General features: G+C 64.5%; 23 protein-coding genes and 1 pseudogene. 6 read left to right on the top strand and 18 right to left on the bottom strand.

Annotated features, from left to right (window positions below):
- Window positions 1-126: 126 nt before the first annotated feature.
- Window positions 127-828 carry a TetR/AcrR family transcriptional regulator gene (locus RMN95_RS14715; RefSeq protein WP_309617659.1) on the bottom strand — a complete coding sequence of 234 codons (702 nt, stop codon included), beginning with the start codon at window positions 826-828 and terminating at the stop codon, window positions 127-129.
- Window positions 829-995: 167 nt separating this feature from the next.
- Between RMN95_RS14715 and RMN95_RS14720 the strand changes: the two genes are divergently transcribed.
- The 4 genes and pseudogenes from RMN95_RS14720 to RMN95_RS14735 all read left to right on the top strand — a co-directional run bounded on the left by RMN95_RS14720 (window position 996) and on the right by RMN95_RS14735 (window position 4,703).
- Window positions 996-2,516: an APC family permease gene (locus tag RMN95_RS14720; protein WP_309617660.1), complete on the top strand. Its 1,521-nt coding sequence runs from the start codon at window positions 996-998 to the stop codon at window positions 2,514-2,516.
- The gene (locus tag RMN95_RS14725) at window positions 2,513-3,667 is read left to right on the top strand and encodes a P1 family peptidase (protein WP_309617680.1); all 1,155 of its coding nucleotides are present in this window, start codon (window positions 2,513-2,515) and stop codon (window positions 3,665-3,667) included. Before RMN95_RS14720 ends, RMN95_RS14725 begins: the two co-directional genes overlap by 4 nt.
- A gap of 173 nt (window positions 3,668-3,840) precedes the next feature.
- Window positions 3,841-4,095 (top strand): annotated as a pseudogene (locus tag RMN95_RS14730) (aminotransferase class III-fold pyridoxal phosphate-dependent enzyme); the annotation flags it as partial.
- A gap of 323 nt (window positions 4,096-4,418) precedes the next feature.
- Window positions 4,419-4,703 carry an aminotransferase class III-fold pyridoxal phosphate-dependent enzyme gene (locus RMN95_RS14735; RefSeq protein WP_309617661.1) on the top strand — a complete coding sequence of 95 codons (285 nt, stop codon included), beginning with the start codon at window positions 4,419-4,421 and terminating at the stop codon, window positions 4,701-4,703.
- Window positions 4,704-4,856: 153 nt separating this feature from the next.
- Here the strand turns inward: RMN95_RS14735 and RMN95_RS14740 are convergent, their stop codons facing one another.
- Window positions 4,857-5,240 carry a PIN domain-containing protein gene (locus tag RMN95_RS14740; protein WP_309617662.1) on the bottom strand — a complete coding sequence of 128 codons (384 nt, stop codon included), beginning with the start codon at window positions 5,238-5,240 and terminating at the stop codon, window positions 4,857-4,859.
- 304 nt (window positions 5,241-5,544) lie between these two features.
- Here RMN95_RS14740 and RMN95_RS14745 point away from each other — a divergent pair, with 304 nt between their 5' ends.
- Both RMN95_RS14745 and RMN95_RS14750 read left to right on the top strand, forming a co-directional pair.
- Window positions 5,545-7,164 carry an L-lactate permease gene (locus RMN95_RS14745; protein WP_309617681.1) on the top strand — a complete coding sequence of 540 codons (1,620 nt, stop codon included), beginning with the start codon at window positions 5,545-5,547 and terminating at the stop codon, window positions 7,162-7,164.
- Between the two features lie 16 nt (window positions 7,165-7,180).
- Complete coding sequence (locus tag RMN95_RS14750) at window positions 7,181-8,137, top strand: L-lactate dehydrogenase (protein WP_309617663.1); 957 nt, start codon at window positions 7,181-7,183, stop codon at window positions 8,135-8,137.
- A gap of 47 nt (window positions 8,138-8,184) precedes the next feature.
- On the opposite strand, the gene RMN95_RS14755 is transcribed toward RMN95_RS14750, so the two are convergent.
- The 16 genes from RMN95_RS14755 to RMN95_RS14830 form a co-directional block, all read right to left on the bottom strand.
- Entirely contained in the window at window positions 8,185-9,351 is a 1,167-nt protein-coding gene (locus RMN95_RS14755; protein ID WP_309617664.1) for an ABC transporter substrate-binding protein, read from the bottom strand.
- A gap of 53 nt (window positions 9,352-9,404) precedes the next feature.
- Window positions 9,405-10,190, bottom strand: coding sequence for an ABC transporter permease subunit (locus RMN95_RS14760; protein WP_309617665.1), 786 nt, complete (start codon window positions 10,188-10,190; stop codon window positions 9,405-9,407).
- Window positions 10,187-10,978 carry an ABC transporter ATP-binding protein gene (locus RMN95_RS14765; protein WP_309617666.1) on the bottom strand — a complete coding sequence of 264 codons (792 nt, stop codon included), beginning with the start codon at window positions 10,976-10,978 and terminating at the stop codon, window positions 10,187-10,189. The genes RMN95_RS14760 and RMN95_RS14765 overlap by 4 nt, the downstream gene beginning before the upstream one ends.
- Entirely contained in the window at window positions 10,975-11,871 is an 897-nt protein-coding gene (locus tag RMN95_RS14770; RefSeq protein WP_309617667.1) for an ABC transporter permease subunit, read from the bottom strand. Before RMN95_RS14770 ends, RMN95_RS14765 begins: the two co-directional genes overlap by 4 nt.
- Complete coding sequence (locus tag RMN95_RS14775) at window positions 11,868-12,884, bottom strand: TIGR03842 family LLM class F420-dependent oxidoreductase (RefSeq protein WP_309617668.1); 1,017 nt, start codon at window positions 12,882-12,884, stop codon at window positions 11,868-11,870. Before RMN95_RS14775 ends, RMN95_RS14770 begins: the two co-directional genes overlap by 4 nt.
- Before the next feature lie 127 nt (window positions 12,885-13,011).
- The gene (gene hydA / locus RMN95_RS14780) at window positions 13,012-14,448 is read right to left on the bottom strand and encodes a dihydropyrimidinase (protein ID WP_309617669.1); all 1,437 of its coding nucleotides are present in this window, start codon (window positions 14,446-14,448) and stop codon (window positions 13,012-13,014) included.
- A gap of 3 nt (window positions 14,449-14,451) precedes the next feature.
- Window positions 14,452-15,300, bottom strand: a complete 849-nt coding sequence (locus tag RMN95_RS14785) for a nitrilase-related carbon-nitrogen hydrolase (RefSeq protein ID WP_309617670.1) — start codon at window positions 15,298-15,300, stop codon at window positions 14,452-14,454.
- A 159-nt stretch (window positions 15,301-15,459) separates the two neighbouring features.
- The gene (locus RMN95_RS14790; RefSeq protein WP_309617671.1) at window positions 15,460-16,989 is read right to left on the bottom strand and encodes a CYTH and CHAD domain-containing protein; all 1,530 of its coding nucleotides are present in this window, start codon (window positions 16,987-16,989) and stop codon (window positions 15,460-15,462) included.
- Window positions 16,990-17,048: 59 nt separating this feature from the next.
- Window positions 17,049-17,228: an ASCH domain-containing protein gene (locus tag RMN95_RS14795; protein ID WP_309617672.1), complete on the bottom strand. Its 180-nt coding sequence runs from the start codon at window positions 17,226-17,228 to the stop codon at window positions 17,049-17,051.
- Between the two features lie 109 nt (window positions 17,229-17,337).
- Window positions 17,338-17,868, bottom strand: a complete 531-nt coding sequence (locus RMN95_RS14800; RefSeq protein ID WP_309617673.1) for a hypothetical protein — start codon at window positions 17,866-17,868, stop codon at window positions 17,338-17,340.
- Between the two features lie 22 nt (window positions 17,869-17,890).
- The gene (locus RMN95_RS14805) at window positions 17,891-19,432 is read right to left on the bottom strand and encodes an NAD(P)/FAD-dependent oxidoreductase (protein WP_309617674.1); all 1,542 of its coding nucleotides are present in this window, start codon (window positions 19,430-19,432) and stop codon (window positions 17,891-17,893) included.
- Window positions 19,429-20,136: an alpha/beta fold hydrolase gene (locus tag RMN95_RS14810; protein ID WP_309617675.1), complete on the bottom strand. Its 708-nt coding sequence runs from the start codon at window positions 20,134-20,136 to the stop codon at window positions 19,429-19,431. Before RMN95_RS14810 ends, RMN95_RS14805 begins: the two co-directional genes overlap by 4 nt.
- Window positions 20,133-22,460: a 7,8-didemethyl-8-hydroxy-5-deazariboflavin synthase CofG gene (cofG, locus tag RMN95_RS14815; RefSeq protein WP_309617676.1), complete on the bottom strand. Its 2,328-nt coding sequence runs from the start codon at window positions 22,458-22,460 to the stop codon at window positions 20,133-20,135. Before cofG ends, RMN95_RS14810 begins: the two co-directional genes overlap by 4 nt.
- Before the next feature lie 140 nt (window positions 22,461-22,600).
- Window positions 22,601-24,766, bottom strand: a complete 2,166-nt coding sequence (locus RMN95_RS14820) for a DUF3488 and transglutaminase-like domain-containing protein (protein ID WP_309617677.1) — start codon at window positions 24,764-24,766, stop codon at window positions 22,601-22,603.
- A 49-nt stretch (window positions 24,767-24,815) separates the two neighbouring features.
- Entirely contained in the window at window positions 24,816-26,189 is a 1,374-nt protein-coding gene (locus RMN95_RS14825) for a DUF58 domain-containing protein (RefSeq protein ID WP_309617678.1), read from the bottom strand.
- 17 nt (window positions 26,190-26,206) lie between these two features.
- The coding region (locus RMN95_RS14830; protein ID WP_309617679.1) for a MoxR family ATPase at window positions 26,207-26,758 on the bottom strand (552 nt) is incomplete at its 5' end.

Genomic DNA, 26,758 nt, shown 5'->3' on the forward strand with positions numbered 1-26,758 from the left:
CACCGGTCGTGGCCGCACCCGATGGACGATGCGCTGGAAGCCCGCGCTGAACGCCTTCGCCATCACCTTCGCAGACCGCTGGCCGGCCGCGGAGACCTACTAAATGAGAACCGCCGGAAACACCGTTCATGAGATAGTCCCACGTAGCTGGTTCCCAAGTGCGCGGTGTTTGGTTTTGGACGTCTCATTGCTAGAGGATCTAGATTTTGTTGGGGTCGTTCTTGTCCCGATCTCAGAGCAGGATGTTGCTGTTTGGCTGTAGCCGAGGAGGAGTGCTGAGCTGCGGTCGATCATGAGGGACCGGTTGCCATAGATGATGTGCATGCCGCAGGCGTCCTCGAGAGCGACGAGTGTCTGTGCGATGTCTTGTGCTGGCGCGTTAAGGGTGAAATGTCCTTGGCTGACGCCAAGTTGAAGGGTTCCGAAGTAGAGGGCGACCTGGCGGTCGAAAAGTGCTTGGCCGAGGAGCATGTGGGCTGGGTCGCCGCGACGGTAGAGGTCGATTTCGTAAAGGGCGATGACCACGGCGTCGTCTGATGAGGTCGGCAGTCCTGACGCGACCAGACTTCCGAGTTGATCGCGGGCATCCTCGAGCTCGGAAATAGCCCGGAATCGGTCTGAGAAGAATCGGTCGCTTGCCCCGGAGTGCACGGCGTAAATAATCTCGTCGATGTCCGCGAAGTGGTAGTGAATGGTACCTGTCGATACTTTCGCGCCTTCGGCTATGTCTCGGATTCGAAGGTTACGGATTCCGCGGTCGCGTATCGCGTCGAGCGCGGAGAGAACCAGCTGCTCCCTCCGCCCATTCTGACTCTTCGGACGGCCCATCCCCCCATTGTGCAGCTTCCGGATCGAGCAGGCAAGTACTAAACATCTGACTTACAAATCAACTATCCAGCTTTTCAATCACAATTGCTTGACATTTCAGTCAAAAGTTATTTGACTCATACATCAATGAATGGCTCAAGGTCGGTTTTCTGAGGAAGAAGGATGTTGTGGATGAACTTTCAGGCCGCGCTCTATCCGTCGCGGCGGAGGCGAGCGGCGCGAAAGCGACTGCAGTACCCGCCGAGGAGCAGAAATACGCGCAGGAACTCGCACGCTCGTTGAGTCTCCGAGAGAATATTCTGATCACTCTGTCGGCAGTGACGCCGGCGTCGAGCGTGTTCATCATCATGCCGTCCGTGATCAGTGGTGTGGGCGGAGCTTCCCCGGTCGCGTTTGTGATCGCCGCACTGGTTGGTCTCGTCGTAGCGTTCTGTTACGCGGAGCTCTCCAGCGCATTTCCCATCAGTGGCGGTGAGTACGCGTTCGTGGCGCGCGCGCTGGGCAAGCCCTTCGGGTTCGCCCTCTTCTTGCTCAGCCTCGTCGGCGGAGTGTTCGTCCTCGGCGTCATCGCTTCGGGTGCTGGCACCTACCTAGGCGAGCTGTGGGGGGCGTTGAGCGGAGGCTGGGTGGGAATCGTAGTGATTCTGGTGACCGCGGTGATCGGCTGCTTCCCGATCAAGGCGAACGCCTGGGTTACTGGGATTTTCTTAGTGATCGAGGTCGGCGCGCTCGTGGTTCTCACCCTGCTCGGATTCGTCAACGTTTCCCAGCCGGTATCAACGCTCTGGCAGGCGACGACAGCAGGCCCAGGCGGAATCGTTGTCGCCGCCTCCGCAGGACTGGTTGTGTCTTTCGTCGCGACTGCGTTGTTCTCCTACAACGGGTATGGCACTGCCGTGTACTACTCCGAGGAAACCAAGTTCGCCCGTAAAACAATTGGTCGCGCGATCCTCTGGTCACTGGCGATCACCGTAGCTGCCGAACTCATACCGCTCATCGCCGTGCTGCTCGGGACGCCGAGCATGAAGGGGCTTCTGGGCGCGGACAATCCAATCAGCTACTTCATCACCGCACGCGGCGGCTCGGCGCTGAACACAATCGTCAGCCTCGGAATCGCGATCGCCATCATCAACGCGGTACTTGCCATCGTCCTACAAGTCGCCCGGTTGCTGTACTCGTCCGCGCGGGATCGTTCCTGGCCGGACTGGATCAGCACACCCCTCGGCAGCGTGCACCCACGACTGCGCACACCGGTCGTTGCGACCGTCGTTGTCGGGGTGGTCGGGGCGCTGCTTCTCTGGCTGGTTCCCTTCGACGTGCTCCTCGTCGCGACCGGAGCGAACCTGCTCGTCACCTACTTGCTCGTCGCCCTCGCCGCCCTTGCCGGTCGCATCAACGGCAAAACTCGACTTGCCGAATTCCGGATGCCGTGGTGGCCCATCACCCCGATCGCGATGATCATCATCACCCTCGGGGTGACTGCCGAAAGCGTCCTGCAAGACTGGGTACCCGTCTCGGTGACCCTCGCGATCTTCCTCGTCGGCTTCCCCTATTACTTCCTCTACCTGAGACCGAGGCGCGACCGTTGGACACTGCCGGAACCGGCAGATGAAGAACTCACCGACGAGTCCCATCCCCACCGGGCTACCACCCACACACCAACACAGGAAGAGGAGGTGGCACCATAACAGTTCGGAAACGAGCCCGCGATCTTGGCATCCCCCTCCCGGGGAAGCCCGGTCCGTTCAACGCCATTACCGACGTGATGGGGGTAACCGTCGGCTACGAGACACTGGTCAGGGGCTCAGGACCCCTGGTCCAAGGCGTCGGCCCTGTCCGCACCGGTGTGACAGCCATTCTCCCGAGAGGACGAGAAGGTGTCGGCACCGCTGTCGTCGCCGGAGCGTTCTCTTTCAACGGCAACGGGGAGATGACCGGGACTACCTGGATAGAAGAATCCGGCTCGTTCAACACACCCATCCTCATCACGAATACACATTCCGTCGGAGCGTGCCACGAAGGCTCAATCCGCTGGATGGTCGAGCAAAACACCCAGCCCGCCCATCAGTGGATGCTGCCTGTCGTGGCTGAGACCTGGGATGGCTACGTCAATGACCTCAACGGCTTCCACATCCGCCCCGAGCACGCCATACGTGCGCTCGACGCCGCACACACAGGCCCCATCGAAGAAGGAGCGGTCGGGGGAGGTACCGGGATGATCTGTTACGGCTTCGGCGGCGGATCCGGCACCTCCTCCCGCATCGCCCAGACCGCAGGCAAGGACTACACAGTCGGCGTGTTCATCCAAGCGAATTTCGGAGACCGACGGGAATTGACAATCGCTGGAGTGCCCGTCGGCCTCGAACTACTCGACGATAATCCGGTCGAGGACTGGTGGTACACCGCCCCCGGCTCCGGCAGTGCGATCATTATCGTCGCGACCGACGCACCCCTGCTCCCCGGACAGTGCAAAGCTCTCGCCCGCCGTGTACCCGTAGGGCTTGGACGAACCGGAACCACCGGCTCACACTTTTCCGGAGACTTGATCCTCGCGTTCTCCACTGCCAACCCGGGGGCGGTGAACAGCAGCATGCCCGCATCCCCCTATGCCACCGCGGACGAGATCGCGAGCGCCGATGCGCTGGACCAGCTGCAGTTCGTCCGCTGGGGTCACATGGACTCACTTTTCGAGGCCGCTGTGGAAGCAACCGAAGAAGCTGTATTGAACGTATTGGCTGCCGGATCGACCACCATCGGCTACGACGACCACCGTGTCCCCGAAATGCCCAAAGACCGTGTCATGACGCTGCTCACCGCCGCAGGACGGATCACAAAATGAGCCAGCTCACCAGGACATCCACCAACCGGGATGTAAGCGACGCCGATCGATCATCGATCTTTCACCCTTGGTCTGCGCAGGCACAAATCGATCCATTCGCGATTGCAGGAGGCGCCGGATCCACCATCTGAGATTTCGACGGAAATTACTACCTGGACTTCTCTAGTCCACTCGTGAACGTCAACACCGTAGATCAGCACCCGAAGGTCGTCGCTGCCATTCCTGAACAGGCAGCGCGTCTGACGACAATCGCACCCACCCACGCGACCAAAACCCGCGCCTGCGCAGCACAACTCGTGCTAAACCGTGCGCCCGACACCTTTGAGAAAGTGTTCTTCACAAACGGACGCACTGGCGCTAACAAGAATGCCATCCGAATGGCACGACTATTCACCGGAAATGAGAAAATTGTCTCGCGCTACCGGTCCTATCGCGGCGACACAGGCGCAGTTATCGCAGCAACCAGCGACTGGCGCCGGATGCCCAACGAATACGCCAAAGGACACACCTGGTGTTCGGGCCACACCTCTGCCGCAGCGAGTTTTAGGCAAGTTCGCCAGGACAGGAAGCCGAGCGCGACCTCCACCACCTCGAACGTGTCATCCAATCCGAGGGACCCGACACGATCGCAGCGACCCTCCTCAAGCCAATCCGCGGGGACCGCGGGGATACTGATACCCCACTCGGATAACTCCCCGGGGTCAGAGACATCGCGGATCGCCACGGCATCCACCTCATCCTCGATGAGGTCATGTCCGGATTTGGTCGCACTGGAGAATGGCTCGCGCTCAACGCCCTCAATGTCGTCCTCGACCTCATCACTCTCGCTAAAGGAGAAAACTCGGGCTACGTCCCAGCCGGAGGTGTCATGATCAGCGCCCCGATCGCCCACCACTTCGACGAGCGTCTTTTCCGCGGCCGGCTGACCTACCCCGGAGACCCACTCGTAGCAGCAGGCATGGTCAGGGTGCCACTGCGAACCATGAAAAGCTCGTCCGTGTCGGGGTGGGTATGCCAGACGAATCCTCCCTGTTAATTCACGACCTTGACGTCGTAGTCGTTGACGTTGGCGAGGCGGCGGGGCTGCCAGTGATCGGTGACGAGATCGAAGGCGGCCGATATGTTGCGCACTTCGTCTGTCATGAAACCAGTATTGCTGATTAATTGCTGGTGGTCCTTGGCCCGGCACTCAGTTAACGACTGGCACGCCGGCGCGCTCCGATGCCACGATAAGCGCATCATCGAACGTGGCTAGTAAGGAGACCGAACTAAGCGCGGCACAGAGCGCGCCCGCGTCAGGCATCCGCACTCCGTGTTGGCTGCGTACGCGCGCGCGGGGCGCGGCGTCACCGGGGCCAACGGAAAGGATGTTGAGGCCGATGCGCCGTAGCGCCGCCAGTGCCGCATCCTGTCGGTCGAGACGAGTTGGATGCACCAGCGCCTCAGAGACCGTCAGAACGCCGGCCGCGAATCGCTCCACGGCGTGGCCTCCCAGAATCTGCAAGCACGCCTCATGGTGCACGTCGTTGGCATCCAGGAAGCCAATGAGCACATTCGCATCGAGAACGATCATTCCGGCCACTCCGCGAGAAGTTTTGCCCTGGCGTCCCGCGGGTATGCGCCGGTCGCAGCGCCGGCAGCCGCACGGGTCAATTCTGCCCTACTGCCCTCGCGTGCTACCGAAGCATGCCCCACTTCGACAAGCTTGCGCAGCAGTGCACCGCGATGTCGTTCGAACATCGATCTCATCGCTCCTGTCAAGTGGTAGCCACACGGCCAGCAGTGCGCCATGCTCGATGAGGGTCATCGTGGCCTCACTGCTCGACAGCAGTGCTGTCGTCAACATCGGCCCGTCGCATCCATTGAGAGGCTCGATCATCTGGACTCAGTCGTACGATCCGATCGTCAGCGTCGCACTGTCGGCCGTGCTTGCCGCGGTGCCGATCCTGTTCTTCCTGTTCGCCCTTACCGTGCTGAAACTCAAAGGCACCGTTGCAGCGTCGTTCGCGCTCGGTCTCGAGTTGCTGGTGGCCATCGTGCTGTTCGGGATGCCCGTCGACAAGGCCCTGGCGTCGGGCCTGCTCGGGGCGCTTAACGGCCTGTGGCCGATCGCCTGGATTGTGCTGATGGCAGTGTGGCTCTATAAGCTCACGGTGGCAAGTGGCCGGTTCGACGTAATCCGCACCAGCATCTCGGGGATCTCGGCCGATCAGCGCATCCAGGTGCTGCTCATCGCGTTCTGCTTCGGTGCCTTCCTTGAGGGCGCGGCAGGCTTCGGAGTTCCGATTGCGATCTGCGCCGCGCTGCTGGTTGAGCTCGGATTCAAGCCCCTGAAGGCCGCGATGCTGTGTTTGGTCGCGAATGCCGCTGCCGGCGCATACGGGGCAATCGGCATCCCCGTGATCATCGGAGCCAAGCAGGGCGGGGTGCCCCTGGCTGACCTGTCGATCATGATGATCGTCGTGATCCAGGTGGTCACCCTGTTTGTGCCCCTCATACTGGTGCTGATTCTCGACGGGGTGCGGGGTGTGCGTGAGACGTGGCCTGTCGTGCTGCTGCTTGGCGTGCTGTTCAGCGGAACCCAAAGTCTCGTGCTGTTTCTGCTCGGCCCGGAATTGGCCGACATCATCCCGTCGCTGCTCAGCCTGGGGCTTCTGGCAGTGTTCATGCGGGTATGGAGGCCATCTCGTATCTTCCGCGAGGATGGCGGGAAATCCCCCGTTCTCGCTCGCGTCACCGCCCGGCAGGTGATCGGCGCCTGGAGCCCGTTCTACATCCTCACCGGCTTCATCCTGCTGTGGAGCCTGCCTGCCTTCAAGTCGCTTTTCGCGCCGGAAGGGCCTCTGGCCGCGCTGGTCGTCTCGGTTGCCATGCCCGGCCTTGACGGACAGGTGCTGACCGGCCCCGAACTCGGCGGTGGCCCGGCCGCGGCTGCCGTCTGGGCCTGGACTCCCATCAACGCCACCGGCACGGCGATTCTCTGTGCCGTTCTCGTGACATTTTTTCTCTCACGCTCCCTCGGCGTGCGAGATTTAGGCGCCACACTCCGAGCATCAGCAGCGGAGCTGTGGCGGCCCGTTCTGATGATCCTGCTGATCATGGCGGTGGCGTCGATCGCGGGCTATTCCGGTGGATCGGCCACTATCGGTCTCGCCCTCGCCAGCGTCGGAGCCCTCTTCCCGCTGCTGTCGCCCGTGATCGGGTGGTTCGGGGTGTTCATCACAGGCAGTGTCGTCAACAACAACAACCTCTTCGCACAGTTGCAGGCCGTGACGGCACAGCAGATCGGCGTGAATCCCACACTGCTCGTGGCCGCTAATACCGCCGGAGGGGTCATGGCGAAACTGGTGTCACCGCAATCCATAGCCATCGCGGCGGCGGCCGTGCAATTGACCGGCCAGGAAAGTTCTATCCTGCGCGCAACGCTCAAGTACAGCCTGTCGCTGCTAGTTTTCATCTGCCTGTGGGTTTTCGCCCTGTCATTCCTACTCGTCTAATTACTAGAAAGGTCTCATGTTCTCTCCTGGAAAGCTCGCGATCATCGGCGCAGGTTCCGTCGGATCCTCGCTCGCCTACGCGGCCCTCATCCGCAATTCGGCTCGGGATGTTGTGATCTACGACATCAACACGGCGAAGGTCGATGCCGAGGTGCTGGATCTCGCTCACGGCACGCCGTTCATCGGCTCGTCGAGCGTGACCGGCGGTTCCGACCTGGACAAGATCAGCGGTGCCCAGGCGGTCGTGATCACCGCGGGAGCCAAACAGGAGCCAGGGCAGACCCGACTGGAACTCGCGAGCGTGAATGCGGGCATCCTGCGCTCAATGCTCCCCCAGCTTGTCGAACGCGCCCCCGACGCGGTGTTCGTTCTCGTCACCAACCCGTGCGACGTGCTCACTGTGATCGCCGACGACCTCGTCGATCTGCCCGCGGGACGAGTGTTCTCGTCGGGGACCGTGCTCGATACGGCACGGCTTCGGTGGCTGATCGCCGACGCCGCGGGGGTCGCCGCCTCGAGCGTGCACGCCGCGATCATCGGCGAGCACGGGGACAGCGAGTTCCCGCTCTTCTCGGCCGCGACCATCGGCCAGACACCCCTCGATGAGTGGGTCGATGCTGACGACGAGCTCGTGTTCACCCGTGAGCGCCTGGAACAACTCACCAGCGACGTGGTGAACGCGGCACAGCGAATCATCGCGGGTAAGGGCGCAACCAATTACGCGATCGGGCTCTCCGGCGCACGAATAGTCGAGGCGATCTTCAGGAACGAACGATCGATCATGCCGGTGTCGAGTGTCTTGCGCGGATACCGTGGCATCGACGGCGTCGCGTTGAGTGTGCCGTCGATTGTGGGTTCTGGTGGCGTGGAACGAGTGCTCGACGTGCCGATGGACGAGTACGAGCAGGGCCTGCTGCGGACATCAGCCGACGCCCTGCGCGCAGCCGTGGCGACAGTGCGCGCCGGCATCTGATCAGGAAGCGGCCCCGACGCGATTGCGTCGGGGCCGCTTCGCTTTCGCTATTGGCCGCCCTCGGTGAGCACGACGTCGAGCGGCGTGTACGTGCCGCCTACCTCTACGCCCTCATCGGCAAGTTCGGCGAGTGCCTTCTCGATGTACTTATTCGAGTATGCCGAGTCGGCGGGCTTCGTGGTGATGAGGTTGATGCCGTCCTGGTTGACGGCCGCAAGCGCGCCCTTGACCGTCTTATCCCAGGCTGCCTTGTCGGTTACTCCGAAGTCACCGCCGGCCCAGATGAGCTTATTGACCTCGTTCATCTGCCAGGTCTGGTGCACGGGGCCGACCGGGAAGGCGGCCTCCGCGTTGATCGCGGCGTCGTAAGTGATCGCCGCGGCCTCCTCGGGGTTGTCGCGGGCGAAGATCCAACCCTTCGTGATCGCTTTCAGGAAGCGAACCGCCGCATCGGCGTATGCCGGGTCGTCGAGTCGAGTCGTGTCGGCCCAGATCGCATCCTGAAGCATCGCGCCCTCGGTGTCTTCGTACGAGACGATGTCGAAGTCCCCGGGCTGGTACAGCTTGCCCGTGGCCGGGTTCACGACCTCAAGGATCTGCGCCCACTCGTTGTAGGTCATCGCCTGCGCGGCGTCGACGTCACCATCGAGCAGCGCGTTCATCGAGAAGTCCTGGGTGGTGATCGACACCCCCGACGCATCGAGATTATCTGCTGCCATCGCGGCGAAGATCTCCCACTCGTTTCCAAAGCCCCACGAGCCGATGCGCTTACCCTCGAAGTCAGCCACCTTGGCGACACCATCACCCTTGAACGACACCTGCAGGGTGCCAGACTTCTGAAAGACCTGCGCGATGTCGGTCAGTTCAGCGCCGGTCGCCTCGAGTGTGCCGAGAACTTTCGGCACCCACGCGATGGCGAAGTCGACGTCGCCGGCCACGAGAGCATCCTGCGGAACAATGTCACCACCCGACGGGATGATGTCGACGTTATCGAAGCCCTCATCCCTGAAATAGCCCTGGTCTAGCGCCACGTAGTAGCCCGCGAACTGCGCTTGCGGCAGCCACTGCAGCTGGAGGCTGACGTCGGTGATCGGCTCAAAGTCGCCCGATCCGTAGCCGCTGTCGGTCGCCGGGGCGGCGCACGCGCTGAGCGCGATTGCCGAGATGGCGGCGACTGATGCGACGGTGAGGCCGCGCCTGGTGCTGTGTCTCATGCTGTTCCCTTTCGTGATGGATAATGCGTGCCTGTGCTGTAGTGCACTGCCGGTCAGACCGACGTTCGCCTCGACACGAGCCACTCGAGCAGCGACGTGACGAGGAAGAATGCGAGGCCGATGGCGATACCACCGACGACATAGGCGAAGGCGAGGGCCGCCCGACCCGACTTGGCGTAGGTAGCGATCGCCGTGCCGATGCCGTCGGCAGGCCCGCCGAAGTATTCGGCAACGAGGGCCGCGATCACGGCGATCGAGCTGGCGATGCGCAACCCGGTCATCAGGTACGGCAGCGCGGTCGGCAGAGTCAGCACACGGAAGGTCTGCAGCCCGGTCGCGGCTGACGACCGCAACAGATCGCGGTGCACGGGTCTGGTCTGGCGAAGCCCGCGCAGCACGTTGACAAAGACGGGTACGAACGCCGCGATAGCCGCCACGGACTGCCGCCCGAACTGACTCGACGCACCGAACATCGTGTTGAGGATCGGCGTGAGCGCCACGATCGGCACCACCGCGATCGCTGCGACGAGCGGCGCGAGCATCCCATCAATGGGTCTGGATGTCGCAGCCAACGCCGCGAGCGCGACCGCCACTATCGCGCCCGCCGCCAGCCCGATGAGGGCGTTGGAGGCCGTGATGCTCATGTCTTCGACGATAATCACCGATCGCAGCACGAACTCATTGATGATCGCGATCGGGCTCGGCAATGCCCGGGGTGCGGCTTTCAACACATCGACGGCGACGATCCAAATGATGAGGATGACCACGCCGACGGTGATCGGCGCGACGACCCGCACCCACACGGGCGGGGTTCGTACGGACGTGCCGGCGGTCGTCATCGTTCGTTCGCCCGCTCGATGGACGTGCCGTGGAGGGCCTCGCGCACGGCGGTGACCCGTTCGTAGTACGCCGGCGATTCCCGAAGGGCCTCGTCCCGAACGTCTCCGAGAGCGGTGGTGATGACGTCGGTGATTCGGCCGGGCCGCGGACTCATCACCACGACACGATCAGACAGAAACACTGCCTCGGGGATGGAATGCGTGACGAATACGACGGCGGCTCCCGTATCTGCGGCGATGCGAGCGAGCTCGCCCTGCAGGTATTCGCGAGTCATCTCGTCAAGCGCACCGAACGGCTCATCCATCAGCAGCAGTCGCGGTTGCTCGGCGAGGGCCCGCGCGATGGCGACGCGCTGCTGCATTCCGCCGGAGAGCTGGTCGGGGTAGCGGTCGACGAACTCGGTGAGGCCCACCAGTTCGGCAAGCTCAGCAACGCGGACGGCCCTCGCGGGGCGCGGCATGCCGTGAAGCTCGAGGGGCAGCGCGATGTTGCCCGCGACGGTGCGCCAGGGCAGCAGCCCGGCCTGCTGGAATGCGATGCCGTAGTCCTGGTCGACTCGGGCCTTGCTCGCGGCCTTGCCGAAGATCTCGAGGGTACCGGACGACGCGGGATCGAGGTCGGCGATGAGGCGCAGCAGAGTGGATTTTCCGCAGCCGGATGGGCCGATGAGCGAGACGAATTCGCCGGCCTCGACGGTGAGCTCCACCTCGGTCAGCGCGACGACATCCCCCGCCTTCGTGGGAAAAATTTTGCCCACTCCCCGGGCGTTGACAGCGAGTTCTGTCATGCGATTTCCTCTCCCCTGCGGTAATTCTTGAGGCCGACGCCGATGAGTGCAACAGATCCCGCCGCAACCAGACCGAGAGCGATCGAGCCGAACGTGGGGCCCCACGGTGCCGCCGGATCACTCGAGCCCTGCCCGGCCAGTTGGATGAGCATCCTGCCGATCCCTCCTCGCATCCCAATCGAAACCTCGGCGACCACAGCACCGACGACGGCACTGGCCGCAGCGAGCCTGAGGGCCGGAAGCAGGTGCGGCACCGCTGCGGGGAGCCGCAGGCGCAGCAGCGTCGGCCAATACCCGGCGGCATAGGCGCGCATGAGATCAAGATGGATGCGGTCGGGCGCCTCCAACCCCCGGAGCACTCCGACCGCGACTGGAAAAAACGCGAGGTACGATGCGATAATCGCGACCGACAACCACTGCGGCCAGGGGATGGAGCCCGCGCGGTCGACCTGGCTGCCAATGCTTGCAATGATGGGCGCGAACGCGATGAGTGGCACCGTCTGGCTCACCACGATCCAGGGCAGCAGACCCCACTCTGCGAGTCGCCAGCGCTGCATGACAAGGCCGAGCAGCACACCCACAGTGACGCCGATCAGCCAACCGACCGCCGCGATTGCCAGCGTCATGAGGGCGGCCGTGACCACGGGCACAATGAGCGGAGGCGTATCCCCACCGCTCGTGGACTGGAACAGCCGGCCTACCATGTCCCAGATGTGCGGCATCGCGCGGTCGTTGGTGCGCGGCAGCAGCATGACTCCGGAGCCGGTCTTACCTGCGATTGCCCCGACCACGAACCCTTCGACCGGCCCGAGAGCCTTATAGAGCTCCCACCCCACGACGACCGCGACGACGCCGAGCACTCCCCACGCGGTGGCTACGCGCTGTCGCGTCATGCTTTCGCGACGATGTTCTCGCGAAGCGCCGGCATCACGATCTCGCCGTACTGTCGCATCGTCTCTTCCTTATTGTCGTGCTGCAGGTAGCCCGCAAACTGGTCGACGCCCAGCTCTTTCAGCGCCGTCAGCTTCTCGATATGTTGCTGCGCCGTGCCGAGCACGCAAAACCGATCGACGATCTCGTCGGGCACGAAGTCGGCGTGGGTGTTTCCCGCGAGGCCGTGCTGGTTGTAGTCGTAGCCCTCGCGTGCCCTGATGTAGTCGGTCAGTGCCTTCGGAACATGAGAACCTTCGCCATACTTCGCCACGATGTCCGCGACGTGGTTTCCGACCATGCCGCCGAACCAGCGCGTCTGGTTGCGCATGTGCTCAACGTCAGTTCCGATATACATCGGGGCTGCGACGCAGAACTTGATCGCCATCGGGTCGCGGCCGGCTTTCTCGGCGGCATCCCGCACCGTGGCGATCATCCACTCGGCAATATCAAGATCGGCCAGCTGCAGGATGAACCCATCCCCGACCTCGCCGGTGAGCTTCAGCGCCAGCGGTCCGTACGCTGCCACCCACACCTCCACCTCGGAGCCGCGCGACCACGGAAACCGCAGCTCGGCGCCGTTGTATTCAACGGATCGGCTGTTGGCCAGCTCGCGGATCACGTGGATTGACTCGCGCAGCGTCTTCAGAGTGGTGGGAGCCCCGTTGGTTACCCGCACCGCCGAGTCGCCGCGGCCGATTCCGATGACGGTGCGGTTGCCATACATCTCGTTGAGGGTGGCGAAGACCGATGCGGTGACCGTCCAGTCACGGGTAGCCGGGTTGGTCACCATCGGGCCGACGATCACGCGGTTCGTGGCCGCGAGGATTGCGCTGTAGATGACGTAGGGCTCCTGCCAGAGCAGGTGCGAGTCGAACGTCCAGACGTAATCGAAGCCGTGCTGCTCCGCGAGTTTTGCGAGGTGCACGGTGCGGCTTGCCGGGGGGTTGGTTTGAAGTACTGCTCCGAACTGCATTACGCGTCCGTCCTTTCCGTGTGGCGGGAGTTATTTCGGGGGCGGCGGGGGAAACTCGCGGGCGGCGGGAGTAGGGACTCCCGCCGCGTGACAGTTTCTCCCGCCAAAGGCGGCCGGGGCGGCGGCATCAGAGGAGGTACTGCGACAGGCCGCGGTGGACGAAGCGGCCGTCACCCTTCGCACCGAGGTACTGGTTGTCGTCGATGACGACCTTGCCACGCGAGATGACGGTGTCGACGTGGCCGTCGATTTCGAAACCCTCCCATGCGGCGTGATCCATGTTCATGTGATGCTTCTTTTCGCGGCCTGCCTCAGGCATCCCGATCGAGGTGTGGCCGTTCGGGTCATAGATGACGATGTCGGCGTCCGCTCCGGGCTGGATGACGCCCTTGCGTCCATAGAGGCCGAACATGCGAGCCGGCGTGGTTGCGGTGATCTCGACCCACCGCTCGAGCGAGATCTGCCCATCGACTACGCCTTGGTAGAGCAGATCCATCCTGTGCTCAACGGAGCCGATGCCGTTCGGAATCTTGCGGAAGTCGCCGAGACCCAAGTCCTTCTGACCTTTCATGCAGAAGGGACAGTGATCGGTGGAGACCATCTGTATGTCATTGGTGCGCAGCGACTGCCACATCGCGTGTTGGTGGCCCTCTTCCCTTGACCGCAGCGGAGTGGAGCACACCCACTTCGCGCCCTCAAACCCGGGAGCTCCCAGCTGCTCTTCGAGTGAGAGGTACAGGTACTGCGGGCAGGTCTCCCCGAACACGTTCTGCCCGTTATCGCGAGCGTGGGCGATCTGCTCGACGGCCTGCTTCGCGCTCACGTGCACGACGTACAACGGAGCCCCGGTGAGGTGCGAGATCATGATCGCGCGGTGGGTCGCCTCCTCCTCCATCTGCCAGGCACGAGCGACGCCGTGGAAGTAAGGATCGGTCTTGCCCTGGTCGATAAGCTGCTGCGCAAGCACATCGATAACAGGACCGTTCTCGGCATGCATCATCGTCATCATCCCGGTGTCGGCCGAGACCTGCATTGCCTTGAGGATCTGCGCGTCATCCGACATGAAGACGCCCGGATAGGCCATGAACAGCTTGAAACTCGTAATGCCCTCATCCGTAAGGGAACGCATCGCCGCGAGTGAGTCGTCGTTGACGTCACCAATGATCTGGTGGAACGCATAGTCGATGGCGCAGTTGCCCGCGGCCTTGTGGTGCCAGGTGGCCAAGCCATCCATGATGCGCTGGCCGTAGGTCTGCACCGCGAAATCGATGATCGTTGTCGTGCCACCCCAGGCGGCCGCGCGAGTGCCTGTTTCGAATGTATCGGAGGCCGCGGTGCCGCCGAAGGGCAGCTCCATGTGGGTGTGAGCGTCGACCCCGCCAGGGATCACGTATTTGCCTGCAGCCTCGATCACAGTGTCGACGTTGCCGGCAATGTCGAAACCGAGCAGACTCGAGCCCGGTGCCAGCACCGCGGCAATGGTCTCGCCGTCGACCAGCACATCGGCCGGCGATCGGCCGGTGGAGGTGACAACAGTTCCGTTGGTGATCAGCGTCTTAGCCATCGGTCACGGCTTCGCGATGCTCGTGTACGAGTCGGGGCGACGGTCGCGGTAGAACTGCCAATCGTCGCGCATCTGCTGCACCATATCCATCTCGAGGTCGCGAATGATGATCTCTTCATGGATGCCCGAACCGCGCTCACCCACGACGTTGCCGCGCGGGTCGATCACCTGGCTGGTGCCGTAGAAGTCGACCGCGAGGTCGCCGTACTCGTTGTCTTCCCGGCCGACACGGTTCGGCTGCAGCACGAAATATCCATTGGCCACGGCCGCGCACGGCCCCTCGACCTCCCAGAGCCGGTTCGAGAGACCGGGCTTGGTGGCGTTCGGATTGAAGACCATGTGCGCTCCGCCCAGGCCGAGCTCGCGCCATCCCTCGGGAAAATGCCGGTCGTAGCAGATATAGAGCCCGATCTTTCCGACAGAGGTGTCGAATACGGGGTAGCCCAGATTGCCGGGGCGGAAGTAGAACTTCTCCCAGAACCGGTCAAGGTGAGGGATGTGGTGCTTGCGATACTTGCCGAGAATCGTGCCATCAGCTTCGACCATGACTGCGGTGTTGTAGTACACGCCGGTGATGTCTTCCTCATAGATCGGCAGGATCATCACCAGATTGAGCTCTTTCGCGAGTGCTGCAAAGCGCTGCACGATGGGGCCATCGGCAGGCTCGGCGTAGCGGTAGTACTTCTTATCCTCGGTAATGCCGAAATACGGACCGTAGAACAGTTCCTGGAAGCAGATCACCTGCGCGCCATCGGCCGCCGCGTCACGGGCGAACTGCTCGTGCTTCGCAAGCATCGACTCCTTGTCGCCCGTCCAGGTGGTTTGGGTGATGGCGGCGCGTACAACGGTCATGTGGGGAACCTCCGGGTGTGACCCTCATCTTCGAGGGCGAACGTTTCCCCATTGTTTCTGTTTGTGACCGGCACGTAAATAGGGCACGCGGTCATTTGCCGACTGCACGGCGCTCTGGTGTTCCCGGAGCCTAAAGATCCGCTGCGGCCGACGGCTCGATCATTTCCTCAGCGAGTGGCGTATGTGGCGTTTCCACGCGCGACGAAAGCGCTCTTCAGCATCCTTTGCGGCGCACTCTTCCCGAGCATGAAGTCGACCGTAGCTGAATAGGTCATCCCCCGGCTGTTGCGACTGACCGGCCCAGCGGCGAAGAAGAGCGCGCGCGGTGACGCTGTCCTGGTGCTCCCCCAGGAGCGACTGAATTTCCTCAGCGGCGGCAGCCAATCGTGAAGCAGCCCTGTGGCCCACCGGAGCTGCCGCATCGGCGGCATATCTCAGTCGCTTGGCGCCCTTGCGCACCTCGTGCAGAGCGCGATCACGGGTAATCCCCGGAGTGGCCGCCTCCGAATCGCGCACTCGCGCCCGAAGCCTCTTCACTTCGCGTGCGATGAGATCGGGGACGATGTGGCGCGCTGGCTTCGACGCCTGCCCGCTCAGTGGCGGTGAGGCGAGAAACGAATCAAGAGCGTCAAGCAATCGAAAGTACCGTGTGTCGTCGAGCGATGTGAGTCCGTCGAGGCGAGTGGCGAGCAATTCGGCTACGAAGTGCTCGTCAATCCGAGTGGATACGGGCCCCAGGATCAGCTCCGGGGGCTCCGTGGATATCAGAGTACCGATCCGATCATGCAGTACCTGCAGATCGCGCGCCACACCCAGGGTTCCCGCCATCCATGTCAGCTCCCTCCACAGCCTGTCAGCAACCTCGTGATCCACGAGCGGCCGAAAGGTACGCAACGCGGATCGCAGGCGGCGCAGGGCAACTCGGAACTGATGCACCGAATCCGGTTCGTCGGCACGTACCCGCGGGTCCTGCGTCCACAGCAGTCGCACCGTGGTTGCCACGTACGCCAGGAGAACCTGCCCGGCCGAACTCTTGGCGTCGGGCCGCGACGATTCAGCCAGCGTTTGCGGCCGATCGCGGAGAGCACGCGCCAGCTTGGAGGCGTGAGCCGAGGGTTGGGCTCCCGAGGAGGTGAGCAACACTTGAGCGGCATCCAGGAGGTTTCGGTCGCCGCCGATAAGCTCAACCTCCCATTCCCGCCATTGGTGGCTCTGGGCCTCGGGCACCAACCCGTCGGCCCGCACACGGTCATCGCACACTTCCGCAAGAACTCCCCCCGCTGCGTCGAAGAGACGGTGAACGATGCGTCGAGACCGCAGTCGCACGACCGGAATTACTGCCCGGTCGCGCACGTGGACGCGCACCTGCCGCAGAAGCCTCCCCGGAATTGTCTCCGGATCGCTCCCCAACGGCTCGTGAAATTCCTGGCGTGTGTCCGAGTCAACGAGCGTCTTGAGGTGCCATCCATCATCCTCACCGCCGCTCCGTCGGCGAAGTGTGATGCGGGAAGCCGCTAGCGCAAGATCTTCAGTGTCGAAATAGAGGGCGTCGAGCTCAAGCTCCACGGGGGCGCCCACGCGAAAAATCCCTGGGAGCCCATCGAAGGCCGGAAGCGAGGTCGACTCGTCGACATCGAATTTGCGCTCGATCTCAACGGCATCCTGTGTGGTGGCACCCGATGCGGTCATGACGCCAGCGTAATCGCGCCCTGCGCGGAGGCCCGGCCTTGACATCGCCACCGACCCCGTCAATGTGCTCGTGACGGAACGTGATCGACTTGCGTTGTCTCGATCACAGCGACCACCGCACTAGCCGAATCGACAACCGCTTGCTGAGCGCCGACCTGCGGAAACGGCTCGTCGTATATCCGGTATTCGATCACGGTGGAGGTTGTCGATGTCTTGGCCCCAGCGAGAATTGCCGACACAAGCCGGTCTCGCCGTGGCCCCGGGGAGGCGAATTCGACGCGGGGCAGTTGATCTAACTCGTACTCGACCTGATCTAAGAAAAATTCCGCGCAACGATCAGGCGCAGCGTCAAGGTTCGGTCGCGATTAATGTCAGGATCAGGACCAGGGCGAGCGCCTTATACGACAACCACGCCACGAAGAACACTACCGCGAGCACGTTCGCAACGATCGACATGACGAGCACTGCCAACCCGCGTCCGGTTCTGCGGCGAACCACCACCGCCCGGCCGATCGCGTACATGGGAACTCCCACCAGCGCCGTGAACTGCCACGCCCAGCGGAAAGGGCGTTCGATCTGCATCCTGCAAAGCTGCAGATAGTCGCGGCGCGCGGAGAAAATCCCGACGGCTCCCAACACCGCGCCGCCCACCACAATGATGACGGCGCCGATCCCCAGCGACAGCAACAGCGGGCCCAGCAATTCGGTGGCATTCACGGACTCCAGGAAGGTGACGGCGGCCACGTCCAGCACATAAAACATGGCGGCCGATACCAGAGGCAGGAACACCAGAACCCAAATCCAGCCCTTGTCCGTGGATGATCGCCTGGCTGCCGGGGATACGAGATCAGCAGTCGTGGGGACACTCTCGTCGCTCATAGCCCGCAGTCTAACGGACGTCTTAAGAGGGCAGTTGGGTCTCGCCAGCGGGCCGTTCATCGGATGCCAGACGTCGCTCCAATGACGAAACCTCCCGCGCCACGGTCTCATAGGCGTCCGCACTGAACCGGCCGTTACGCTCACGGAAGGCGAACGCGAAGTCCGGCCACAGCAGGGTGAGTCGGCCGCTGCGTGGGTCGAGGTACCAACTATCGCATCGCCCCGTCATCCAGACAGTGGATGCGCTGAGCTCGTCGATGACTTTCACATACGATCGCTCCGCCTCGGCCGTCACCGCGAGCACCGGATCCCCCTCGGCGCGCTGGTACTGCAGGGCACCGAGGATGTAGTCGATCTGCGCCTCGATCATGTAAATCGCCGAGTTATGGCCGACCGCCGCGTTGGGGCCGTTGATAACAAACATGTTGGGAAATCCGCTTACGGCGGTCGAGGCAAACGCGGTCATGCCCTGCGCCCAGTGTTCAGCGAGAGTGACTCCGTCGCGCCCCACGATCGTGGCGGCGTAGGGCTGTTCGGCGGCGTGAAAGCCGGTCGCGAGGATGACCACGTCCGCGTCGTGGCGCGTGCCATTGGCCATCACGAGGGTGTTGCCTTCGACCGCGGCCAGGGCGGAAGCCTCCAGGCGCACATGGGGCTGGGTCAGCGCCGGGTAGTACTCACTCGAGATGAGCACCCGTTTGCAGCCGATCTCGTAACTGGGCGTGAGTTTCGCCCGGAGGGTCGTGTCGGCGACCTGGGCATGAAGGTGGTCGAGTGCCCTGGAGCGCGCAGCATCCAGAGCCTGCGGCTCGGCGGCCCGCTGGGCATACGCCTCCTCGGCCTTCCAAAACAGTGCGGCGCGCAACCGGGCCAGCTCGGCCGGATCGCGATCAAGGAGGGTGCGCTCGGCCGCCGTGTACTCGGGGTTGGCCCGCGGGATGACGTAGGGAGCACTGCGTTGCAGCACGCTGAGGTGGGAGGCGACCCTGGCCACCTCGGGCACGATCTGCACCGAGGATGCGCCCGAGCCGACGACCGCAACCCTCTTGCCGGTCAGGTCAACGTCATGATCCCACCGCGCCGAGTGGAACGCCGGCCCCGGGAAGCTGTCGAGGCCGGGCACGGCGGGATACCGCGGGTTGCTTAGCCGGCCCGCGGCGAGCACGAGCACTCTCGCCGTCACGCTGCCCCCGCTCGACTCGAGCACCCAATGGGCGTGGTCCGCATCCCAACGGGCACCGGCAATGTGCGTGTTCAACCGGATATTCTCGTCAAGGCCCTCCTCGGCGGCACTGGCCAGGAGGTAACGCTGGATCTCGTGCCCCGGCGCGAAGAATCCGGACCACGCTGGGTTGGGTCTGAACGAGTACGAATACAGGTGTGAGGGCACGTCACAGGCAACCCCGGGATAGGTGTTATCTCGCCAGGTTCCACCAGGCTGGCGTGCCCGCTCGAAAATGACGAAGGACCGGTCACCGCGACGGCGCAGACGGATGCCGAGGCCGATCCCGGCGATTCCGGCACCGATGATCGCCACATCCACGTCGGGCTCGACGATGCTCACGGCAACCGCTCACCGATGATCGACCCACCGGGAAACTCGGTGGGATTCGCAGCAAAGGCCGTGATGAGCTCGAGCAACTCCGCGGGGCGCTCGTGCGTGACGGCATGGCCGCTGCGCACCTCGGCGTAACGAGCATCCGGGATTGCACCGAACAGCAGTTGGGTCTCGCGAGTGGTCGCGACTTCGTCGTGGAAGCATCCGATCACCAGCGTCCGCGCGCTGATGGAGAGGTCTTTGGTTGAGGCGTGGGCGGCGAGCGAAATGAGCGCATCGGTGAGCGCATCGGCGGGGAGCGCGCGCGCCGCATCCCAGCCCTCGGCGCTGTACAACGCGTGCGCTGCAACGCGGTCAAGGGTGGCGGAGTGTTCGGCGCGCAGGCTTGCCCAGATTTCAGCGAACGCGATCAGTTTCGGGGCGGGCCGCCACCATCCCGCGATCAGCACAAGCCCCGCCACCGGCACGCCGACGTGGGCCGCAACGACCGCGCCGAGCGAGTAGCCGACGAGCACCGGCGGCGTGGGGCACGAGGCCACCGCGGTGTCGACAAGCGCGTGCAGCGAGTCGAGGTCGGGCTCAGCGACGCCCTCGAAGCTCACCTCGGTCACGTCGAACTGCCGCCGCAGCATGGGGACGAGGAACGGGAAGTCCCACTGCGGACGTCCGCTGAGTCCGGGCACGATCACGAGCGTCGACCGGTTGGTCACGCTGAGATCGGCTTTCGCGCGGCGGCACTCTTGCGTTCATCGGGCGGCTCACCATAGGTCGTGGTGCGCTGGCGCAGCGGGCGGGAGATCGCTTTCGTCAGCGCGCGCGCCTCGAGGATGCTCAGCTCGCGGCCGAACTCGGCGCCACGCTCGGGCAATACCCGACCATCGAACAGGGTGCCGCCGAGATCGTCGGCTCCACCCTGCAACACGGCGGTGAGCTGGTCGTGCTCCAGGCGAGTCCAGGGCGCCTGGATGTGGTCGATACTGCCCAGCAGCATGAGCCGCGCGACGGCGTGCACGGCGCGGTGCTCGCGAGCGGGCATCCGGTGATTGAGCGCCGGCATCGGCACCAGTTCGGTAAAACCGCCGGTCTCATCCTGGATCGCTCGCAGGGCACGCAGGTGTGCGACCCGGTCGGAGGCCGACTCCCCCAGCCCGTAAACCATCACTGCGGTCGAGCGCAGGCCCACGCCGTGGGCGGTGCGCACGATGGCACTCCAGCGACTTGTCGGGAGGTCATCCGGAGCCGCGGCACGCCGTCTGGCTTCGTCGAGAAGCTTGATTCCAGTGCCGGGGATGGTGTCGACGCCCGAGGCGCGCAGTTCGCGCAGGAACTCGACATCAGACAGCCCCGTGCGCCGGATGCCATCGGCCAGATCCGCGGGACGGAAGGCGTGTAGGTGCATCCCGGGCTGAGCGCTCTTCACTCGAGCCGCAAGTTCGAAATAGCTGGTCGCCCCCAGTTCGGCGGGCATCGTGCCTTGCACGCACAGCTCCGTAGCGCCGAGTGCCCACGCGTCTGCCGTGATGGCGGCGACGTCGTCGAGACTCAGGCCGACACCGAACGTGGTCGAGTCGATGTTGCGGTTCGCGACGATGCTCACCGCCTCACCCACGGTGTAGCGGCGCACGTCGCTCGCGAGGGTCGCCAGGGTGTCGAGGTCGTCCCCGATCGCGCCGAGCAGGGTCGCGTAGTCGTTATCGGACAGACTCGCCGGCGACTGCTCCGCCCTCGCGATGAGGTCGCGCACACGACTCTTCGGACTCACCTGCACTTGGCGCGGAGGGGTTGGGGCGCTGCCCACGGCCCGGGCGCTCTCCTCGGCGAGGAAGGTCAACGGGTCGAGGAGCGCGGTGACCCGGGGCAGGAGAATCGGGTCGATCCAGGTGCTGGCGCCGCGAAGGTATTCGGGGTGCGCCGTCAGTCGCTCCCGAAGCGTGAATCCCGTTGCCAGGGTCATCTCTCTGAGCCGATCAAGGTCGGGCCACGGCCGCTCGGGGTTGACGTGGTCGGCGGTGAGCGGGCTCACCCCACCCCAATCGTCGATCCCGGCGCGCACCAGCATGGCCAGTGCCGCGTCGTCCGAGAGATTGGGCGGGGCCTGGATGCGGGCATCCGGGCCCATAACCAGACGCGCGACCGCCACCGTGACCGCGTACTCGATCGCGTCGAGATCGTCGTCGTTCTGCGCCGCCGTCGCGGGCTTGGCCCGGAAATTTTGCACGATGGTTTCCTGGATGTGACCATGCCGGGCCTGTGACTCACGGATCGCCACGAGGGACTCGGCCCGATCGCGTTCGGTCTCGCCAATGCCCACAAGAATCCCCGTCGTCAGCGGGATTCGCGCGAGCCCCGCATCCTCGAGCACCTGTAGGCGAATGCGCGGATCTTTATCGGGCGAGCCGAAGTGCACCTGCCCCGGCTCGGACCACAGCCGGTCGGAGGTGGTCTCCAGCATCATCCCCATCGACGGGGCGAACGGCCGCAGCGCAAGCATTTCCTCGTAGCTCATGACGCCCGGATTCATGTGCGGAAGCAGTCCGGTTTCCGCCAGCACGAGCGCGGCCATCTCCCGCACGTAGTGCAGTGTGGACGTGTAGCCGTGCTCGTCGAGCCAGGCCCTGGCATCCGGCCAGCGCTCCTCCGGGCGGTCCCCCAGCGTGAACAGTGCCTCCTTGCAGCCCAGTATCGCCCCCTGCCGCGCGACCGCCATGATCTGTTCGGGCGACATGTAAAGGGCCTTGCCCTTCTTCGCAAGCTTGCCCGGGGTGTCGACGAAGATGCAGTAGTGACAGCGATCACGACACAGGTTCGTTATGGGCAGAAATACCTTCTTCGAGAAGGTGATGACGCCGGGCCGCCCCGCTCGCTCGAGGCCGTCATCACGCACACGGCTGGCGAGCCGGAACAGTCGTTCGCTGTCGTCGCCGCGGCACTGGAGCAAAAGTTCGGCATCATCCGCCGACACAGGCTCGCCAATTGCAGCCCGCTCGAGTGCGTCGAGCACGCCGGTCGGTGCGGTGATCCCGAAAATCGTCACGTCCTGCTTTCGATCGGGAGAGGATCTTAAGGATAACTTTTTCGTGGGCCACGGGGCGCGGTCGCCCGAGCGCGGCCGTTCGGCGCGACGGTGGGCGTGCGCACAGGCGCGCTCGCGCCGGGAGGTAGCGCTCGGCGAAGTTACGGCTGCGCCACCTCGGGCAGCCACCGTGCTACGAGCGAGCGAGGCGCAAACACCGCGAGCACGCGCGAACGAACACCCGCGGCGCGGCGCAGCGAGCCGATGACCACCCGCACATCGTCCGGATCCGGGGCGCCGTCGTGCTCGGCAAACGCCTCGACCTCTAGCGCGCCGCGAAGTCGCGCCAGAGCGTCGATCCCCTGTGGGGAGAGGTGCGGCGCGAGGTCGTCGCTGAGCTGGCGGGGGGTGCGCCCCGAGTCCGTCCTGAGACCGAGATCGTCCGCGGTATCGCGCAACTCGTCCCACGCGGCGGCGGCGGATCCGCTCGACACCTGCCCCAGCCGCCGGGCGCGGCGCACCGCCCGGACGACACCGGGGGTGAGGAGCAGGGCGGCGACGGCGGCCGCGATAAGGATCCACCAGGGAGGGCCGGCGGTCGCGGCATCCGGACCCACAGACTGCGGATCGGTCGCCGTGGGATCCTCCTCGGGGGGAAGGCTCGGTGTCGAGGTTGGCGCGGTGGTCGGTGGCGGTGCAGGCACCGATTCGTCGACACCGGGCGTCGCCGGGTCGTCAACCGCAAGAGGCGCGAACTCGGGAACAAAGCCTCGGCCGGGCGTCGGCTCGAACCTCACCCAGCCAATCCCCGCGAAATACAGTTCGGGCCAGGCATGCAGGTTGATGGTCGTTACCGTGTATTGGGTGGTTCCGTCATCCTGCTCCTCCCCCTGGCCGGGAGTGAAGCCGACTGCCACCCGCGCAGGAATGCCCAGGGTACGCGCCATCGACGCCATCGCCGAGGAAAAGTGAACACAGTAGCCTGACTTCGCCTCAAGGAACGCCGCCAGCACGCTCGCCCCAGAACCGTCATAGCCGTCCTTGACCGGCGCTTGCTCCGAGTACTCGAACTCGCTGCCTCGGAAGTAGCTCTGAAGCGCCAGCGCCCGGTCGTAGTTGGTGGTTGCTCCGGCCGTGACCTCGATCGCCGTGCTGGCCACCACGCCCGGCAGATCCTCCGGCAGCGCAAGGTAGCGCTCGAAACCCGGCTCGACGGTTGTGCCGGCGGCAATGAGCTGGTCGATGGATGGCGCGATCCGGAGGCTCTCGACCGAGTACGCCTGGCCGCGAGCGCTCGAACGATCCGTGCGGATGGCCAGCGCGTCGGGCTCCCATGACCACGCCCCCACGAGACCGGTCACGCTAACCGGAGCATACGGCGCCGGCAGCCAGCGGCTGAGGATATTGGCAACCTTGATGTCGGTCGTCACCGTCGTCACGGGCACATTCTGGCCAAGCCCCGGCGCAGCACCGATCGCGCTCACCTCGTTACCGACGATGGTGTCAGTGTTCGAGCTCACCCACGATCGGCCGCTGAAATCGTCGAGAGCGGTGAGGCGAAGGTAGAGGCCATCAGGGTCGGTCGAGGTGTACCTCAGGGCGAGGGAAGGGTCACCCCGGCGCAAATCGTCGCCGAGCGTGATGATGGGGTTGATGCCCGTGGAGAAACCCGCCGCGGTACCGCCCGTTTCCGCAGTCGATTCGAGCGGGGGAAGGACGACGGGCACGATCAGGCCCGCGATGATCGCCACCGCCGCTATGCCGATCGCGATGCGACGCCCTGAGGGCGGCGACCGCAGTAGCAGAATCGCGATCCAGGCCGAAGCGGTCAGCACGAAAAAGAAACCGTTGTCGAGGTCGGAGCGCACGAGGCCAGGTACGAGCAACAGCACCAGCAGCGGCACGCCCGTGGCCGCCGGCGCCCGAAGCGCGAACGCGAGTCCGTCCATCACGACGGCGATCACCGCCACACCGACACACAGCAGGTACAGGATGCCCTCGTCGGCGTTCGCAGGAATCGACTGTATCGAGATGGAGTTCGAGCCTGCCGCACTAAGTTCCTGGAACCGCTCGACGGTGTCAAACGTGGGAAACGCCCCCAGGATGGACTGTCCCGGCGCGAAGAGGACGGTGATGGTGGCCAGGGCGGTGGCCGCCCCCGCGACGGTGGGCCAGACTCGTCGCCTCGTGAAGGAGCGGACCGTGGCGGCCGCCACCAGTGCGAACAGCGCAACGGTCATGATGGTGAACCACCACGCCACATCCGCGATGACGGAATTAAGACCGGCGGCGGCCATGCCGATGGCGAGCAGCATGAGCGCGGACATCAGCCAGTGGGAGGCGGCGACATCGCCCCGCTTCCGTGACCGCGTCAGTCTAGGAGCCGACACGAGAACGTCCGGTCTCGAACACGACCGCCTCCCACGCGGCGGCGTGGTCGTCGTCCGAACCCACGGGAATGACCACCCAGCCCGCGTCGGCCAGCAGCTCGGTCGCGTTGGGCAGCACGCTCCCGGTGTGAGCACCGAAGGTGCGGTCGAGGGCATCCAGCGACGAGGTCGACTGCACCAGGAACGCGACCGCGAGATCTCCGGGGCGGCGGCGGCGTAGCATCCACTCGACCATGTCGTGATCGGGCATGCCCACGATCGCAATGATCGGGCCGTTGCTGCCGCGACCCTTCTCGCTGTCATGGAAGTCGACGAGCTCTGCATCGGCCGCGGTGGTGAGGCGGAGCGCTGCGAGGTCGGAGAGAAAAACTTCGTCATGCCAGGTGCGCTGTGCGGAGTCGTCGAGATCGATCTGGGGGGTGCCCGTCTCCTCCACCGTGACGAGAAAGCCGTAACGCCGGAGGTGAACCGCGACGGAGGCGAGCATTCGCACCGCCCACTCGAAAGAATCACTGTCGAAATCGTTCGTTCGATCGTCTCCGTAAAGATCTCCGTACCCGATGCCCCTGGTGTCGACCAGCACTCGCGCCTCGGGAAAGCTGCGCTGCTCCTCCTGGCGCACCATCAGGTCGCCGTGGCGCGCCGTCGCGCGCCAGTGCACCCGACGCATGGCATCGCCGGTGCGGTATTCGCGGGTGATGGAGTCGTCGTCATCTCCTGCGGAGCGTCGTTGCACCAGCCGAGACTCGCCATCCCCCGCCGACACCGACAGCCCGGTCTCGGCGAGCGTGACCACCTCGGGCGTCACCACCACATCCTGGGGCTCTCCGAGTGAGAAGGTGCTCGTGGCAAGCCCGAACGCGTCACTCATCCGCACACTGAACGGACCGATCGGGAAAATCCCGCGGCGAGGCGGCCTCAGCTCGTACTCAAGTGTGGTCGAGTTGCCCCGCCTGCTGAACCGCGCACCGCGCGGCTGAAGTACGGGCAACTCCGCTTCTGTCGTGTGGCCGTCACCCCATGGCCTCTCATCCCACCACTGGGCGCGCAGGGTCGCAGAACCGCCCAGATTCCGCACCAGAAGTGTGACTGTCGCGGCGCTGCCCGCCTCGATCACATGAGGCGAGAAGCTGCGCGTGACGGACAGTTTCGGCCGGTGCGAACGCACCAGCAGCATCGCCCCCAGCGGCAACGCCGCGAGCATGATCGCGGCCGTGAGCAGCACCCGCAACCCAAGCGCGTAGGCGGCGATGAGGGCGATGCCGGATGCCACGACGAACACCACGCCGCGCGCGGTCAGCCATACGCCACCGAGTCGGGCGCGCCTCGCAGCAGCACCGCCTCGCACAGCTCGTCGCATGGCTGGGGCTCCCGACCCTAGGCCGGGCCCGCCGCGCTGATGGGCACCGGGGTCCTGGCAACGATGGTGGAGATGATCTCGGTCAGGCTGCCGCCGCTGAGTGCCGATCCACTCACACCCGATCGGCGCGCGGCGATAAGACGATGGCCCAACACCGGCACGGCGAGGGCATCGATGTCGTCGGGCAGAACGAACTCCCGGCCGTCGAGCGCGGCACGAGCCTTCGCGGCGCGAATCAGTTGCAGGGTCGCCCGGGGGCTCGCGCCGAGGCGAAGCTCTCGGTTATCACGGGTGGCCTGGGCGATCGCAACAGCATACTGTTCCACCGCACGACTCGCGTAGACGTTCCGCGCTGTCGCGATCATGGCGGCGAGCTGCTCTCGCGTCACGACCGGCGTTACCGCGTCGAGCGGGCTCGAGGTGGCACGCTGTCTGAGCATGGCGAGTTCTGCCGCGGCATCCGGATACCCCATTGAAATGCGCGCCATGAACCTATCGCGCTGGGCCTCGGGAAGCGGGTAGGTGCCTTCCATCTCGATCGGGTTCTGGGTGGCGATGACAATGAACGG

The sequence above is a fragment of the Salinibacterium sp. genome (genome assembly GCF_031364185.1).
Lineage (GTDB): Bacteria > Actinomycetota > Actinomycetes > Actinomycetales > Microbacteriaceae > Rhodoglobus.

Bases quoted from the DNA above. Each gene is read 5' to 3' on its own strand.
- RMN95_RS14785 (WP_309617670.1), bottom strand. From the start codon at position 15,300: ATGACCGTTGTACGCGCCGCCATCACCCAAACCACCTGGACGGGCGAC.
- RMN95_RS14750 (WP_309617663.1), top strand. From the start codon at position 7,181: ATGTTCTCTCCTGGAAAGCTCGCGATCATCGGCGCAGGTTCCGTCGGA.
- RMN95_RS14825 (WP_309617678.1), bottom strand. From the start codon at position 26,189: ATGCGACGAGCTGTGCGAGGCGGTGCTGCTGCGAGGCGCGCCCGACTC.
- RMN95_RS14735 (WP_309617661.1), top strand. From the start codon at position 4,419: ATGTCCGGATTTGGTCGCACTGGAGAATGGCTCGCGCTCAACGCCCTC.
- RMN95_RS14715 (WP_309617659.1), bottom strand. From the start codon at position 828: ATGGGCCGTCCGAAGAGTCAGAATGGGCGGAGGGAGCAGCTGGTTCTC.
- hydA (WP_309617669.1), bottom strand. From the start codon at position 14,448: ATGGCTAAGACGCTGATCACCAACGGAACTGTTGTCACCTCCACCGGC.
- RMN95_RS14790 (WP_309617671.1), bottom strand. From the start codon at position 16,989: ATGACCGCATCGGGTGCCACCACACAGGATGCCGTTGAGATCGAGCGC.
- RMN95_RS14765 (WP_309617666.1), bottom strand. From the start codon at position 10,978: ATGACAGAACTCGCTGTCAACGCCCGGGGAGTGGGCAAAATTTTTCCC.
- RMN95_RS14800 (WP_309617673.1), bottom strand. From the start codon at position 17,868: ATGAGCGACGAGAGTGTCCCCACGACTGCTGATCTCGTATCCCCGGCA.
- RMN95_RS14775 (WP_309617668.1), bottom strand. From the start codon at position 12,884: ATGCAGTTCGGAGCAGTACTTCAAACCAACCCCCCGGCAAGCCGCACC.
- RMN95_RS14740 (WP_309617662.1), bottom strand. From the start codon at position 5,240: ATGATCGTTCTCGATGCGAATGTGCTCATTGGCTTCCTGGATGCCAAC.
- RMN95_RS14760 (WP_309617665.1), bottom strand. From the start codon at position 10,190: ATGACGACCGCCGGCACGTCCGTACGAACCCCGCCCGTGTGGGTGCGG.
- RMN95_RS14820 (WP_309617677.1), bottom strand. From the start codon at position 24,766: ATGTCCGCGCTCATGCTGCTCGCCATCGGCATGGCCGCCGCCGGTCTT.
- RMN95_RS14770 (WP_309617667.1), bottom strand. From the start codon at position 11,871: ATGACGCGACAGCGCGTAGCCACCGCGTGGGGAGTGCTCGGCGTCGTC.
- RMN95_RS14755 (WP_309617664.1), bottom strand. From the start codon at position 9,351: ATGAGACACAGCACCAGGCGCGGCCTCACCGTCGCATCAGTCGCCGCC.